This is a genomic window from Muricoccus pecuniae (assembly GCF_014199205.1).
Lineage (GTDB): Bacteria > Pseudomonadota > Alphaproteobacteria > Acetobacterales > Acetobacteraceae > Roseomonas > Roseomonas pecuniae.
Window position 1 is genome coordinate 269,229 of the sequence record NZ_JACIJD010000002.1, and the last position, 13,422, is coordinate 282,650.

The following is a 13,422-nucleotide window of genomic DNA, read 5'->3' on the forward strand; positions in this document are numbered from 1 at the left end:
GGGGGCCGATGAGCCCGACCGAACGCACAGCCTGGACCAGCCTCGGCACCGGCCTCACCGTGCTCGCCCTGAAAGGGGCGGCATGGTGGCTGACCGGCAGCACCGCGCTCTTCGCGGACATGCTGGAGACGGTGGTGAACGTCGCCGCGGCCTGCGCGGCGCTGGCGGCCGTGCGCTACTCCGCCATGCCGGCCGACGAGAACCACCCCTACGGGCACACGAAGATCGAGTATTTCTCGGCGGTGCTGGAGGGGACGCTGATCCTCGTCGCGGCCTCCATGATCCTGCAGGAGGTGTGGCAGGCCTGGGCCAACCCGCGCGTGCCGGACCAGCCCGTGGTGGGCCTCGCCCTCTCGGCCGTGGCCACGGTGATCAACGCGGCCTGGGCCACGGTGCTGCGCCGGCGCGGCAAGCGGCTGGGCTCCCCGGCGCTGGTGGCGGATTCGCACTACCTCATGTCGGACGTGGTCACCTCCGCCGGGGTGATCATCGGCGTCGGGCTGGTCGCGGCCACCGGGCTGCTCTGGCTCGACCCGCTGCTGGCGGGCGTGACGGCGGTGATGATCCTCTTCTCCGGCTGGCGCCTGCTGCGCGAGAGCGTGGGCGGGCTGATGGACGAGGGGCTGGGGGGCGAGGAGGTGGCCGCCATCCGCACCCTCGTTTCCACCAATGCGGAGGGCGCGATCGAGGCGCACGACCTCCGCACCCGCCGGGCCGGGCGCATCTCCTTCGTGGAGTTCCACCTCGTGGTCCCCGGCGCCATGCCGGTGGCCGAGGCGCATGAGATCTGCGACCGCATCGAGGCGGCGCTGAAGGACAGGCTCGGCAACGCCGTGATCTCCATCCATGTGGAGCCGGAGGGCAAGGCGAAGCACAGCGGGGTGGTCGTGCTGTGATTCCCGGGCCTTGAGCGCCGAGGCCCCCGCCGGGCCCTGGGCCTTCGCCCCCGCCGCCGCGCCCTTCTGGCGCCCGAGGGGGCGCAGGCCGCGGCGCCGCGACCTCGCCTGGTGGGTCGCGGCGGCGCTGCACGCGGCGGCGCTGGCCGCATTGCTGCTCCGCCTGGAGCCGGAAACCCTGCCCGAGCCCCGGATCGTCGAGGGCACGCCGCTGCTCTGGGAAGGGCCGGTCGGGACAGGGGAAGGGGCCGAAACCCTCTCTCCCGACCTGCCGGAGCAGCCCGTGCCGGCGGAGGCCGCCCCGCCCCGGCCCGCGCCATCCCTGCCCGAAGCCGCGCCCGCCCCGGCGGAGCCGCCGACGGCCGAGGCGCCGCCAGCTGCCGCACCCGCGCCGCCACCCGCCGCCGAAGCCGCGCCGGCCCTGCCGCCTCCCCCCGACTCTCTCGCGGAAACCCGTCCCACACCGCCTGCCCGGCGCCCGCCCGCACCGCCTAGTCCTGCGGCGGACCCCCTGCCGCTGCCGATGCCGCCGGCCCCGCCCGCGCCGCCCCGTGCCAGCCCCGCCCCTCCCGCGCCCGCCGCGGCGCCACCTGCTGCCGCGGTGCCCGCTGCCACCCCGGCCGAGCGCCCGCCCGCCGCGGGTTCCGTCCGTCTCGATGCGGGCACGGCCGGCGCCCCCGGGGAGAGCCGCGTGGTCGGCGCGCCGCAGGCCGGCTGCCAGGACGCGATCGGCTATCCGCCCTCCGAGCGGCAGCGCGGCATCACCGGCGCCGTGGGGCTGCGGCTGCGTGTTTCCGATGACGGCCGCGTGGTCGAGGCGCGGCTGGTCGAGCCCAGCGGCTCCTTCGCGCTGGACGAGGCCGCCCAGCGCGGGATCCGCCGCTGCCGCTTCGTGCCCGCGCTGCGGGATGGCATCCCCGTCTGGGGAAGCCGGGACTACCGCGTCGTTTTCAGGCTGGATTAGGAGAAGGCATGGTCAAGCTGGACGTCATCACCACCCGGGGCGGCGATTCCGGGGAAACCTCTCTCGGCGACGGGACGCGCCTGCCGAAGCACGCCGCGCGGATCGAGGCACTGGGCGCGGTGGACGAGGCGAACTGCGCCATCGGCCTGCTGCGCCTGCACACCGCGCAGGAGGAGGACGCGATGCTCGCCCGCATCCAGAACGATCTCTTCGATCTCGGCGCCGACCTCGCCGTGCCGGGCGAGGAGGGGCTGCGGGTCTCGGCCGCGCAGTGTCTGCGGCTGGAGCGGGAGCTGGCCTCGATGAACGAGGATCTGGAGCCGCTGCGCTCCTTCGTCCTGCCGGGCGGCACGCCGGCGGCGGCCCATGCGCATCTCGCCCGCGCCCTGGCCCGGCGGGCCGAGCGGGCGGTGGCGGCGCTGGCGGCCGAGGAGGCGGTGAACGGCAACGCGCTGCGCTACCTCAACCGCCTCTCGGACCACCTGTTCGTCCTCTCCCGGAGCCTGAACATGGGCCAGGACCCGCTCTGGCAGCCCGGGGAGAATCGCTGACGCACCGGAAGGGGCGCGCCCCGCGGGGGGCGGCCCTTCCGGAACCGGTCAGACGCGGGCCGGAACGGCCTGCAGGAAGGCCAGGTGCTCGCGGATGCGGTCCACCGCCAGCAGGGCGATGGCGCGGTCGGCCGGCGGGGCCGCGCTGTCCTGCGCGATCGCCGTGTAGGTGTTCAGCGCCTCCTGGTGGCCCTGGACCTGCGCCATCACGAAGGCGCGGTCGAAGGCGGCGCCGTTGGCGGACTGGAGCTGCTGGAGCATCGCCGCCTTCTCGCCCACCAGCGGCGGGGGAGTCGTGGCCTCGCCCATCAGGCTCATAGCCTGCACCAGGCCCTGCTGCTCGCTCACCTCGAAGGGCGCCCAGCGGCGCAGGTCGGCGCGCTGCGCCTTGCTGGCGCCGAGCTGCGCGGTCTGCATCAGGAAGGCGCCGCCCTGGAGGGCCTGCCTGCGCAGCCCCGAGGGGGCGGCACCGATGGGGGCCTGGGGGGCCGCCGCCTGCTGCGCCGTGGCGGCACAGCCCGCGAGTCCCGCGCCCGCGAGGGCGATCCCGATCACGCGTCGATTGATCATGCTGCGATCTCCGTGCTCTGGCTTCGCCGCTTTTGGTCTGGTTGAAGCCGTGGCCCCAACGCCAGGGAGCGTGCGCGAGTTCGCAGCGCCGGGCGGAAAACATTGCGCCCGGTCCATTTTGTCCCGTCGGACAAACAATTGTTAAGGCGGGGCGAGCTCCAACGCCCTCAGCCGGCCGCGCTCCCCTCCCGCAGCAGCCGCCGGAACAGCGGCACGGCGGCGGCCAGCTCCGACAGCGGCACCCGTTCCCCGGGGGAGTGGGCGACGCCGATATCGCCGGGGCCCAGCACGATGCAGGGGGCGAGCGCGTTCAGCCGCGTGGCGTCCGTCCCGAAGGGAACGGTCCGCGCCGCCTGTCCCGTGGCCGCCATGGCCGAGCGGACCAGCGGATGGTTCTCGGGCAGCTCGGGCGGGGAGCCGTCCACGACGAGGGTGAGGGAGAGGCCGGCCCGCGCCGCCGCTTCCTCCACCGCGCGGATGACGGGCGCGGGGTCCAGCCGGCGGGAGTAGCGGAACTTCATCCGCGCCGTCGCCCGCGCCACGGTGACGTTGATGGCCGTGCCGTGGTTGTCCACGGTGATGTTGAAGTCGGGGAAGGGCGGGTCGTAGCCGGGGTCGCGGAAGCCGGGCTCCTCGCGCAGCCGGTCGTGCAGGGCGCGCATCTCCGCGAGGAAGGGAATGAGGGCGAGGTTCGCGTTCACCCCCTGGCCGGTCGAGGAATGCGCCTGGCTGCCCTTCGCCACCGCCTCGAAGTTGACAGTGCCGCGATGGCCGCGGACGGGGGCGAGGCGCGTGGGCTCCGCCACCACGATGCCGCGCAGGGCCGCCCGCCGCGCGAGGGCCGATTCCTCGGCGATGATTGCGGCGCCCGCTTTCGTCGTCTCCTCGTCCGTCGTGATCAGCAGCGTCACCGGATGGTCCGCCGGCATGCCGAGCGCCGCCACGATGCAGGCCGCGAGCGGGCCCTTCATGTCGGCCGCGCCGAGGCCGTGCATCACCCCTTCCCCGTCCACGCGGGCGGAGAAGGGGTCCTCCTGCCAGCCCGTGTCGGGCACCGTGTCCATGTGGCCGGACAGGGCGAGGCCGCCCGGCCCGCCGCGATGCGCGACGAGGGCGCGCTTGCCCACCCCGTTCGCGTCGGTGAAGTCGAGATGCTCGATCTCGAAGCCGGGCAGCGCCGCCTCCACCCGCTCGGCGATGGCGAGGTTGGAGACGAAGGAGCGGCTGTCGATGCGGATGAGGTCGGCGGCGAGGGCCGCGACGGCCTCGGCATCGGTGCGTGCGATCATGGGAGCGGTATCCCTTGCCGGCGGGGCGGCCGCAAGACAGGGTGCCGCCCCCGCCGCGAAGAGGGCCCCGTGACCGCCTATCTCGATCCCCGCACCCGCCAGACCTGGCCGCTGGAGGCGCCGCGCTGGCGCGGCGACGACGGGCAGCCCCTGCTGTTGACCGACCTGCCCGGCATCGCGTGGGAGGGGATCGACCAAGCCGCGCCCGGGTTGTGGCGCTATGCCGCCGCGCTGCCCTTCCGCCCGCGCGAGCCGATCGCGATGGGGGAGGGGCGCACCCCGCTGCTCTCCCGCGCGCTCGACGGCTTCCCCGCCCTGCTGAAATGCGAGTGGCTGATGCCCACCGGCTCCTTCAAGGACCGCGGGGCCTCGGTGATGCTCTCCCTCCTGCGGGAGCAGGGGATCGCGGCGGTGCTGGAGGATTCCTCGGGCAATGGCGGCGCGGCCATCGCCACCTATGCCGCCGCCGGCGGGATGCGGGCGCGGATCCTCGTGCCCGACAGCACCTCCCCGGCCAAGACCGTGCAGTCCCGCGCGGCGGGGGCGGAGATCCAGCTCACCCCCGGAAGCCGCCAGGACTGCGCGGAGGAGGCGCTGCGCCAGGGGAACGACCCGTCCTCCGGCTTCTTCTATGCCAGCCACAACTGGCACCCCTTCTTCCTCCAGGGCACGAAGACCCTCGCCTACGAGCTGTGGGAGGATCTCGGCTTCGTGGCGCCCGATGCGGTGGTGATCCCCTGCGGCGCGGGGTCCAACGTGCTCGGCTGCGACATCGGCTTCGGGGAGTTGCTGCGCGCGGGCGCCATCTCCCGCCTCCCGCGCCTCTACGCCGCCCAGCCGGCGAATTGCGGCCCGATCGCGCGGGCGGCGCTGGGCCTGCCGCCCGAGCCGCCGCGCCCCACCATCGCGGAGGGCACCGCCATCGCCCAGCCCATCCGCCCGGCCGAGGTGCTGGGCGCCCTTCGCCGCAGCGGCGGCGGCGGCGTGCTGCTGGAGGAGGAGGAGATCGCCGCCGCCTCCCTCGGCCTCGCGCGGAGCGGCATCTATGTCGAGCCGACCTGCGCCCAGGCGGTGGCGGCCCTCGGCAAGCTCGCGGCCGATGGGCGGGTGCGGCCGGGGGAGAGGGTGGTGGTCGTCCTCACCGGCACCGGGCTGAAGGCCACGCCGCGCTACGCGGAACTGCTCGGCCTCGGGCCGGTCTGACCGGGCGGCCCCGGCTGGACGGTCGGGCGGCGGCGCTTAGACTGGTCCCGGAGGCAAAGAAGCCGCGCCTCCCCGCGTTGCGGGGGTGAAGGCCGCCCGACCATCGCGACCGGCCCAGGAGAGACGCCGCCCCCATGCCCGCCGTGATCACGACGCTCACCCTCAACCCCACCATCGACCTGGCCAGCGAGGCCGAGGCCGTCCGCCCCATCCACAAGGTCCGCACCTCCAACGAGCGCCAGGACCCCGGGGGCGGCGGGGTGAACGTCTCGCGCGTGGTGCGGGAGCTGGGCGGGGAGACGCGGGCGGTGATCCTCGCCGGCGGGGTGACCGGCCATTTCCTTGACGAGCTGCTGGACGAGGCCGGAGTGCCCCGCCGCACGGTCCCCATCGCGGGCCGAACGCGGATCAGCCAGACCGTGCTCGACCGCGGCAGCGGCCAGGAATACCGCTTCGTGCCCGAGGGGCCGGCGGTGACGGAGGCCGAATGGGGCGCGGCCCTCTCGGCGGTCGCGGAGGCCGAGCCGGGATGGCTCGTCGCCAGCGGCAGCCTGCCCAACGGCGTGCCGGAGGACTTCTACGCCCGCGCCATCGAGGCCGCCCGGGCGCGCGGCCTGCCCTTCGTGCTCGACACCTCCGGCCCCGCGCTGCGCGCCGCCGTGGAGCGGGGCGGGATCGAGCTGATCAAGCCGAGCCAGGGCGAGTTCGAGACGCTGGCGGGCGGCCCGCTGGCCGAGCCCGGCGCGCTGGAGCGGGAGGCCGTCGCGCTCGCGCGGTCCGGCCGCGTCCGGCTCGTGGCCGTCACCCTTGGGCGGGACGGCGCCCTGCTGGCGAGTGCCGAGCGCAGCCTGCGCCTGCCCGCGCTGGACGTGCCCGTGCGCGGCGCCGTGGGGGCGGGCGACAGCTTCCTGGCGGCCATGACCCTTGCCCTGGTCCGGGGGAGCCCGCCGGAGGACGCCTTCGCCTGGGGCGTGGCCGCCGGGGCCGCCGCCGTCTCCAGCCCCGGCACCGCCCATCCCCGGCGTGCCGATGTCGTCGCGCTTCGGGACCGCATCCGCGAGGTTCCCGCCGCGCCGGCCGTGCGGGAGAGGGCATGACCATGCGCCTCGTCGGCGATATCGGCGGCACCAACGCCCGCTTCGCCCTCTGCGAGCCGGGCTGCGCGCCGCGGGAGGAGCGCAAGCTCTCGGTGGCGGAGCATCCCGGGCTGATCGAGGCGGCGGGGGCCTACCTGGCCGGGCGCGCGGTGGAGGAGGCGGTCTTCGCCGTGGCCACCCCCGTGCTCGGGGACGAGGTGGCCTTCACCAACAGCCCCTGGCGCTTCACCATCCCCGAGGCGCGGGAGAGGCTCGGCCTGCGGCGCCTGGTGATCATCAACGACTTCGTCGCCCAGGCCTCGGCTATCCGGGGCCTCGGCACGGCGGACCTGCGGGAGCTGAAGCCGGGCGAGGCCGATCCGGCCGCCCCCCGCGTGGTGATCGGCCCCGGCACCGGCCTCGGCGTCGCCTTCCTGCTCGGCGGCGGGGGCGCCGCCCGGGTGCTGGCGAGCGAGGCCGGGCACAGCTCCTTCTCCCCCCAGGACGAGACGGAGGAGCGCATCCTGCACGGGCTGCGCCGTGAGTTCGGCCATGTCTCGGTGGAGCGCCTTCTCTCTGGCCCTGGCCTGCTGCGGATCGCGAACGGGCTCGCGGAGATCCGGGGCGAGGGGCTGCGCTTCGCCTCGCCCAAGGAGGTGACAGAGGCGGCCGGGGCGGGCGACCACCTCTGCCTGGAGGCAACCCGCATCTTCTCCGCCATCCTCGGCGCCGCGGCGGGGGACATGGCGTTGACGGTGCTGGCCGAGGGCGGCGTCTACGTCACGGGCGGGCTCTGCCGGAATCTCGGCCCGCTGCTGGACCGGGAGGCGCTGGTGCGCGGCTTCACCGGCAAGGGGCGCTTCGCCGGCTATCTCGGGGGCATTCCCATCACCCAGGTGATGCGGCCGCATACCGGGCTGCTTGGCGCCGCGATCTACGAGGAGCACTGAGCGGCGCCCGCTCGCGCATGAAGGCGGTGTCACGTTCTTCAGCAACGCGCGATGAGGCATGCCGGGCGCGCGGAGCGGGCGAGCGAGTTGCGCGCTGTCCTCTATAAGTCGTCTGTCATAAGCCCCGCCAATCTCAGGGCAGGCCTGTTTTCCGGCCCGGCACGGAACCCCGCATGATCAGACGCGCCCTCTCCCTGCTCTACGTGCAGGTGCTCATCGCCATCGTCCTCGGCGTCGCCGTGGGCGTGATCTGGCCGCAGACGGGCGCGGCGCTGCGCCCGCTGGGCGACGGCTTCGTCAAGCTCATCCGCATGGTGATCGCGCCGGTGGTGTTCTTCACCATCGTCCACGGCATCGCCTCCGTGCGGGACGCCAAGAGCGTCGGCCGCGTGGGCATCAAGGCGCTCGCCTATTTCGAGATCGTCTCCACCTTCGCGCTCGTCATCGGCCTCTGCGTCGCGAAGATCTTCAAGACGGGATCGGGCTTCAACATCGATCCGAGCCAGATGAACGCGGCGGCCATCCAGGGCTACGCGCAGAAGGCGGCGAATGACAGCGTCGTCTCGCACTTCATGGCGCTGATCCCCGACACCTTCGTCGGCGCCTTCGCCAATGGCGACCTGCTGCAGGTGCTGGTGCTCGCCGTGCTGACGGGCTTCGCCATCAACGCCCTGCCGGACAAGCTGCGCGAGCCCATCTCCCACAGCGTCGATTCCCTCTCGGCCATCTTCTTCGGCATCGTTTCGATCGTCGTGAAGGCCGCGCCCGTCGGCGCCTTCGGCGCCATGGCCTTCACCATCGGCGCCTACGGCTTCGGTTCCCTGCTGCGGCTGGGCGAGCTGGTGGCGACCTTCTATCTCACCGCCCTGTTCTTCGTCGTCGTGGTGCTCGGCACCATCGCGCGCTTCTGCGGCTTCTCCATCTTCCGCTTCATCGCCTACATCCGCGAGGAGCTGCTGATCGTCCTCGGCACCTCCTCGTCGGAATCCGTGCTGGCGCAGATCATGCGGAAGATGGAGGCGCTCGGCGCCTCGCCGAAGGTGGTCGGCATCACCGTGCCGCTCGGCTACTCCTTCAACCTCGACGGCACGAACATCTACATGACGCTGGCGACCATGTTCCTGGCCTATGCCACGAACACGGACCTCACGCTGGGCCAGGAGCTGACGATCCTGCTGGTGGCGATGCTCACCTCCAAGGGCGCCTCGGGCGTCACGGGGGCGGGCTTCATCACCCTGGCGGCCACCCTCTCCGTCATCCCCGACATCCCCATCGCCGCGCTCGCCGTGCTGATCGGCATCGACAAGTTCATGAGCGAGGTGCGCGCCCTGACCAACCTCATCGGCAACGGCGTGGCCTGCCTCGCCATCTCCCGCTGGGAGGGCGAGCTGGACCCGGTGAAGCTGCGCCAGGCGATGGGGCCGAAGCCGATGGCCGGCGCGGGGCCGCAGCCGGCCCCCGTGGTCTCGCTACCCGGTGGGGCACGCAGCGGCGACTGAGCGGGGGACCCCTCAGGCCGGGGGAGGGGCGGGGCGCGGCGGCGCTTCCGCCCCTTTCTCTTTCCGGGCCTCTTTCCGGGGTTCCGGATCGGCCGAGCCCTCCGCGGGCCGGCCGCCATAGGCGGGCAGGGACCAGCCCCCGCCCAGGGCGGCCGCGCGGATGAGGAAGGCCGTGCCCGCCCCGGCCGCGACCGCCAGCGCCCGCCCCGTGCCCAGCGCCCCCAGCGCGAGGAAGGCGCCCGCCCCGGCCGCCGCGGCGGTGGCGTAGATCTCCCGCCGCAGGATCAGCGGGATCTCGCCGCAGATCACGTCGCGGATGAGGCCGCCGAAGCTCGCGGTCATCACCCCCATCAGCACGCAGACCCAGGGTGCGGCCCCGGCGCGGGACGCCGCCTCGGCCCCCAGCACGGCGAAGACCGCCATCCCCGCCGCATCGGCCCAGAGCAGCAGGGCCACGCGCCGCTCGACCCCCGGCGCGAAGAGGAAGACCAGCAGGGCGCAGAGGGCCGCGAGCCCCGCGAGGTCCGGGCGGAGAAGCCAGGCCACGGGCAGGCCGAGCATGAGGTCGCGCAGGGTGCCGCCACCGAAGGCCGTGACCCCCGCGACGAGCAGGAAGCCCACGGGATCCAGCCTCTTCCGCGCGGCGGCGAGGGCGCCCGCCGTGGCGAAGGCGGCGGTGCCGATCCAGCCCAGCGCCTCCAGCGCCAGGTCGAAGGACCCCGCCATGTCGATACCTACTCGGCCGGGGCGGGGACGGTGCTCCGGGATGCGCGCAGCGCCCCCCCGCGCGCCGTGCCGGCGCAGAGAAGGGAGAGCAGCAGCAGCAGCGCCACGCAGGGAAGGACGAGCCAGGGCACCCCGTTGTCCAGCATCAGCCCGAAGGGCACGGGGGTGATGGCGCCGCCGAGCGGCAGGCCGGAGGAGATGAAGCCGAAGACCTTGCCCATCTGCCCCGGGGGCGCCGCGTGCTTCACCATCACGTCCCGCGGCGTGCGGGAGGCGCCGAGCGCCGTGCCCGCCGCGAGCGCCACCACGGGAAGCAGGGGATCGGGCAGCGGCACGAGGCCCATCGCCAGGAAGAGGATGATGGCCAGCGCCGTCAGCCCCGTGACGAAGGTGAAGTGGCTGCTGTGCCGGTCCGCGTACCAGCCGCCGATCAGCACCCCGCCCGTGGCCCCCGCGACATAGGCCGTGAGGGTGATGGAGGCGACGGCGAGCGGGGTGGACCAGAGCCGGTCCAGCGTCGCGATCAGGAAGGACTGCACCCCGACCCCCGCCATGGCGGAGAGAAGGAAGAAGGCGAAGAACATCAGCATGGTACGGGAGAGCAGGACCTGCCGTCCGATCGGGGCGCCACCCTTCTTCGGCCTTGCCTGGTCCTTCAGGATGCCGGACTGGAGCAGGATCGCCGCCACCACGGGCACGCCGAGCAGCCCGACCGTCAGCAGCGCCGCCCGCCAGCCCAGCCCCATCCCCTGCGTCATCGCCCCGATCGCCAGCGGCGCCAGGGCGAAGCCGAGATTGCCGGTGAAGGTGTGCATGGCAAAGGCGCGGCCGATCCGCTTCTCGCCGATGCTGCTGCCGAGGATGGCGTAGTCCGCGGGGTGGATCACCGAGTTGCCGATGCCCGACAGCACGGCGAGGCCGAGGATCACCCAGTAGTTGGGCGCCAGCGCCATGGCCGAGATGGAGAGGGCCATGATGAGCGTGCCGCCGACGAGGTAGGGCCGCGCCCCGTGCCGGTCCACCAGGAAGCCCACGGGGGTCTGCAGCAGCGCTGTCACCGCGCTCATCAGCGCGACCGAGAGGCCGAGCACGGCGTAGGACACGCCGAACTCCTCCCGCCAGATCGGGAAGAGGGGCGCGAGGCAGAGCATGTAGAAGTGGGAGAGGAAGTGCCCCGTGCCGATCAGCCCGATGATGCGCCAGTCCCTGTCCGGGGCTTCGTTCGGGGCCTCGCCGGCCGGGGTCGCCTGAGTCATGGCCGGAAACTGCGCCCCGCCCCGGCCGGGGGTCAACCTTCCTTCTCCTGCGCTCCCGCCGCCGTTACGCCGCGAGCGGCGCGGGCCCGCCTACCGTCTCCCGGATGGCCTCCACCAGCGGCCCGGCCAGCGGCGCGAGGCCGGCGAGGTCGCCGAACACCGCCATCTCCGCGGTGCCCAGGGGCGGGAGGCCGGGGAGGGGAATCAGCCCGTCCGGCAGGCCGGAGGCGCCCATCACCGTCACCCCCAGCCCTGCCTGCGCTGCCGCCGCCACGCCGAGGAGGCTGGGCGAGGTGTAGGTGATCTCGAATCCCATCCCCGCACGGGCGAGGGCGGCGAGCGCCCGGTCCCGGAACATGCAGCCGGCGGGGAGCATGGCGAGGGGCAGGGGCCGTCCCTCGGGCGGGGTCCAGCCGGGGGTGGCGGCCCAGATAACCGGCTCGGTCCAGAGAATCGTGCCCTCGCTCTCCCCGTCCCGCCGCTTGCCGAGCACGAGGTCGAGCGCGCCCGCCTCCATGGCACGGCGCAACTCGTGGGAGCGGCCGACCTCCACCTCCAGCCGGATGCCGGGATGGGAGCGGGAGAAGCGGGCGAGCAGCGGGGCGAGGTTGCGCGGCACGAAGTGGTCCGCCACGCCCAGGCGCAGATGGCCGGAGACGGGCGGGGCGACGAGCCGCCGCACCGCTTCCTCGTTCAGCGCGAGCATCCGGCGGGCATAGGCGAGCAGGGTCTCCCCCTGCGGGGTGAGGGCGACGCTGCGGCTGGTGCGCTCCAGCACGCGCTTGCCCAGAAGCTCCTCCAGCCGCCGGATCTTGAGCGAGATGGCCGATTGCGTCAGGCCGAGGGCGGGTGCCGCCGCGGTGAAGCCGCCGCGCTCGGCCACCTGCACGAAGCAGCGGAGAAGATCGAGATCGAGGTCCGGAACGCGCATCGGGGCGCAGGCTGGACCTGCGCCCCGACGGGGTCAATGACGATTCGGCGGTGCTACCCGCCGGATCGATGAGAAGGGCTGATCGCTCAGACTTCCTCGTCGAAGCCGCCGGCGTCGTCGAACCCACCGGCATCGTCATAGCCGGCGCCCTGGTCGAAGCCGGCCGCGTCATTGCCACCCCAGCCATTATCAGAGACGGGCGAGGCGTCGTTGCCCGCGCCGCCCGGATCGGTCCAGGGAGAGGCTGCGGGGGTATCGACCGCCTGCTCGCCGAAGGCACCGCCCGTGGCACCGGAGACGGCATCGGACACGCCGGAGGCCGCATGGGCCGCGCCGCCCGAGAACATGCCCATCAGCGCGTTGCCCAGCACCATGCCGCCGGCCACGCCCGCCGCGGTCGTCAGCGCCGTGCCGAGGAAGCCGGAGCCGCGCCCCCCCTGCTGCATCATGGCCGGGTTCATCGCGCCCATGGGCGGCTGGATCGGCTGCGGGCGGGGGGTCATCGGCACCTGCCGGTTCCCGCCGCCGCCGAACATGCCGCCGAACAGCCCGCCGCGGGACCCCTGGTTGGCCTGCGCCTGGTTCTGCGTGTTCTCCAGCTGCCACTCCAGTTCCTGGATGCGGTTCTGGGCCTGGACCAGCGCGGCTTCCTGCACGAAGGCCGTCTGGGTGATGCGGTAACGCGCCTCGGGGTAGCGGGTGAACAGCTCGCCGATCAGGCGGTCCGCCTCCGGGTCCACGGGGGGCAGGCTGGGGCGCGGCTGCGTGCTGGGCACGCTGCGGCCACCCCAGGGGCCGGTTGAGGTCGCGGCCGGCTGCGGCGCGGCGCCAGCGACGCGCTCCACATAGCCGGTGATGATGCGGCGCTCTTCCTCGGTCATGTCCCTCATAACTCCTCGTTGCGGGCAGATGCCCACGACGGCCGCGAGATGGCCCGCCGCGGCAAACCTTTCAAGATGTTAATCTACCGCGCCGGCCGGCACCCGGGAAGGCAGGCCGAGCCGGCCCCACTCGATGGCGGGGCAGCGGTCCATCACGATCGCTATCCCGGCCGCCCGCGCCCGCTCCGCCGCCGCGTCGTCCCAGACGCCGAGTTGGAGCCAGACCGATTTCGCGCCGAGTCGGATGGCCTCGTCCACCACCTCCCCGGCCTGTTCGCTCCGACGGAACACATCCACCATGTCGAGCGGCGCGGCCTCCTCCAGGGAGGGCACGGCCTGCATGCCGTGGATGCTGCGGCCGTCGAGCGCCGGGTTCACCGGGATCGCGCTGTAGCCGCGCTGGAGAAGGAAGGCGAAGACGCCGTTGGAGGCGCGCCCCGGCTTGTCCGAGGCGCCGACCACCGCGATCCGGCGCGTCCGCAGCAGGAGGTCCCTCACTGCATCGTCGCTCAACCCGTCCCTGGCCATGCTCTCTCTCCTGCCTTGTCCCGGGGCAGTGCCCTGCCCCGGGGGCAGTTGGGACGGAAGGGTGAGGATGCCAATGGGGCGCCATTGCGGCGCGCGCCGCCT

At 73.7% G+C, this 13,422-nt stretch carries 14 protein-coding genes; 7 read left to right on the top strand and 7 right to left on the bottom strand.

Annotated elements, in window-relative coordinates; genetic code table 11:
• Positions 1-8: 8 nt before the first annotated feature.
• The 3 genes from FHS87_RS03205 to FHS87_RS03215 are packed head-to-tail and all read left to right on the top strand — an operon-like array spanning position 9 to position 2,411.
• Positions 9-896 carry a cation diffusion facilitator family transporter gene (locus FHS87_RS03205; protein WP_184513778.1) on the top strand — a complete coding sequence of 296 codons (888 nt, stop codon included), beginning with the start codon at positions 9-11 and terminating at the stop codon, positions 894-896.
• Positions 897-906: 10 nt separating this feature from the next.
• Positions 907-1,860: an energy transducer TonB gene (locus FHS87_RS03210; RefSeq protein ID WP_184513780.1), complete on the top strand. Its 954-nt coding sequence runs from the start codon at positions 907-909 to the stop codon at positions 1,858-1,860.
• An 8-nt stretch (positions 1,861-1,868) separates the two neighbouring features.
• Positions 1,869-2,411, top strand: coding sequence for a cob(I)yrinic acid a,c-diamide adenosyltransferase (locus FHS87_RS03215; RefSeq protein WP_184513782.1), 543 nt, complete (start codon positions 1,869-1,871; stop codon positions 2,409-2,411).
• 48 nt (positions 2,412-2,459) lie between these two features.
• Here the strand turns inward: FHS87_RS03215 and FHS87_RS03220 are convergent, their stop codons facing one another.
• Positions 2,460-2,981, bottom strand: coding sequence for a DUF4142 domain-containing protein (locus FHS87_RS03220; protein ID WP_184513784.1), 522 nt, complete (start codon positions 2,979-2,981; stop codon positions 2,460-2,462).
• Between the two features lie 167 nt (positions 2,982-3,148).
• Positions 3,149-4,270, bottom strand: coding sequence for a M20/M25/M40 family metallo-hydrolase (locus FHS87_RS03225; protein ID WP_184513786.1), 1,122 nt, complete (start codon positions 4,268-4,270; stop codon positions 3,149-3,151).
• A 69-nt stretch (positions 4,271-4,339) separates the two neighbouring features.
• Between FHS87_RS03225 and FHS87_RS03230 the strand changes: the two genes are divergently transcribed.
• The 4 genes from FHS87_RS03230 to dctA all read left to right on the top strand — a co-directional run bounded on the left by FHS87_RS03230 (position 4,340) and on the right by dctA (position 8,998).
• Positions 4,340-5,473, top strand: coding sequence for a threonine synthase (locus tag FHS87_RS03230; protein WP_184513788.1), 1,134 nt, complete (start codon positions 4,340-4,342; stop codon positions 5,471-5,473).
• A gap of 134 nt (positions 5,474-5,607) precedes the next feature.
• Complete coding sequence (locus tag FHS87_RS03235) at positions 5,608-6,570, top strand: 1-phosphofructokinase family hexose kinase (RefSeq protein ID WP_184513790.1); 963 nt, start codon at positions 5,608-5,610, stop codon at positions 6,568-6,570.
• Positions 6,567-7,499, top strand: a complete 933-nt coding sequence (gene glk / locus FHS87_RS03240) for a glucokinase (RefSeq protein WP_184513793.1) — start codon at positions 6,567-6,569, stop codon at positions 7,497-7,499. The genes FHS87_RS03235 and glk overlap by 4 nt, the downstream gene beginning before the upstream one ends.
• A gap of 173 nt (positions 7,500-7,672) precedes the next feature.
• Positions 7,673-8,998 carry a C4-dicarboxylate transporter DctA gene (gene dctA / locus FHS87_RS03245; RefSeq protein ID WP_184513795.1) on the top strand — a complete coding sequence of 442 codons (1,326 nt, stop codon included), beginning with the start codon at positions 7,673-7,675 and terminating at the stop codon, positions 8,996-8,998.
• 12 nt (positions 8,999-9,010) lie between these two features.
• Here the strand turns inward: dctA and FHS87_RS03250 are convergent, their stop codons facing one another.
• The 5 genes from FHS87_RS03250 to FHS87_RS03270 all read right to left on the bottom strand — a co-directional run bounded on the left by FHS87_RS03250 (position 9,011) and on the right by FHS87_RS03270 (position 13,320).
• A complete protein-coding gene (locus FHS87_RS03250) occupies positions 9,011-9,724 on the bottom strand; it encodes a trimeric intracellular cation channel family protein (RefSeq protein ID WP_184513797.1) in 714 nt (237 codons plus the stop codon).
• Positions 9,725-9,732: 8 nt separating this feature from the next.
• Entirely contained in the window at positions 9,733-10,980 is a 1,248-nt protein-coding gene (locus FHS87_RS03255) for an MFS transporter (protein ID WP_184513799.1), read from the bottom strand.
• Between the two features lie 64 nt (positions 10,981-11,044).
• Positions 11,045-11,911 (bottom strand): LysR substrate-binding domain-containing protein, encoded by an 867-nt coding sequence (locus FHS87_RS03260; protein WP_184513801.1) that lies wholly within the window; start codon positions 11,909-11,911, stop codon positions 11,045-11,047.
• Positions 11,912-11,997: 86 nt separating this feature from the next.
• Positions 11,998-12,792 carry a DUF2076 domain-containing protein gene (locus FHS87_RS03265; protein ID WP_184513803.1) on the bottom strand — a complete coding sequence of 265 codons (795 nt, stop codon included), beginning with the start codon at positions 12,790-12,792 and terminating at the stop codon, positions 11,998-12,000.
• Between the two features lie 78 nt (positions 12,793-12,870).
• Complete coding sequence (locus tag FHS87_RS03270; RefSeq protein ID WP_184513805.1) at positions 12,871-13,320, bottom strand: CoA-binding protein; 450 nt, start codon at positions 13,318-13,320, stop codon at positions 12,871-12,873.
• Positions 13,321-13,422: the final 102 nt, after the last annotated feature.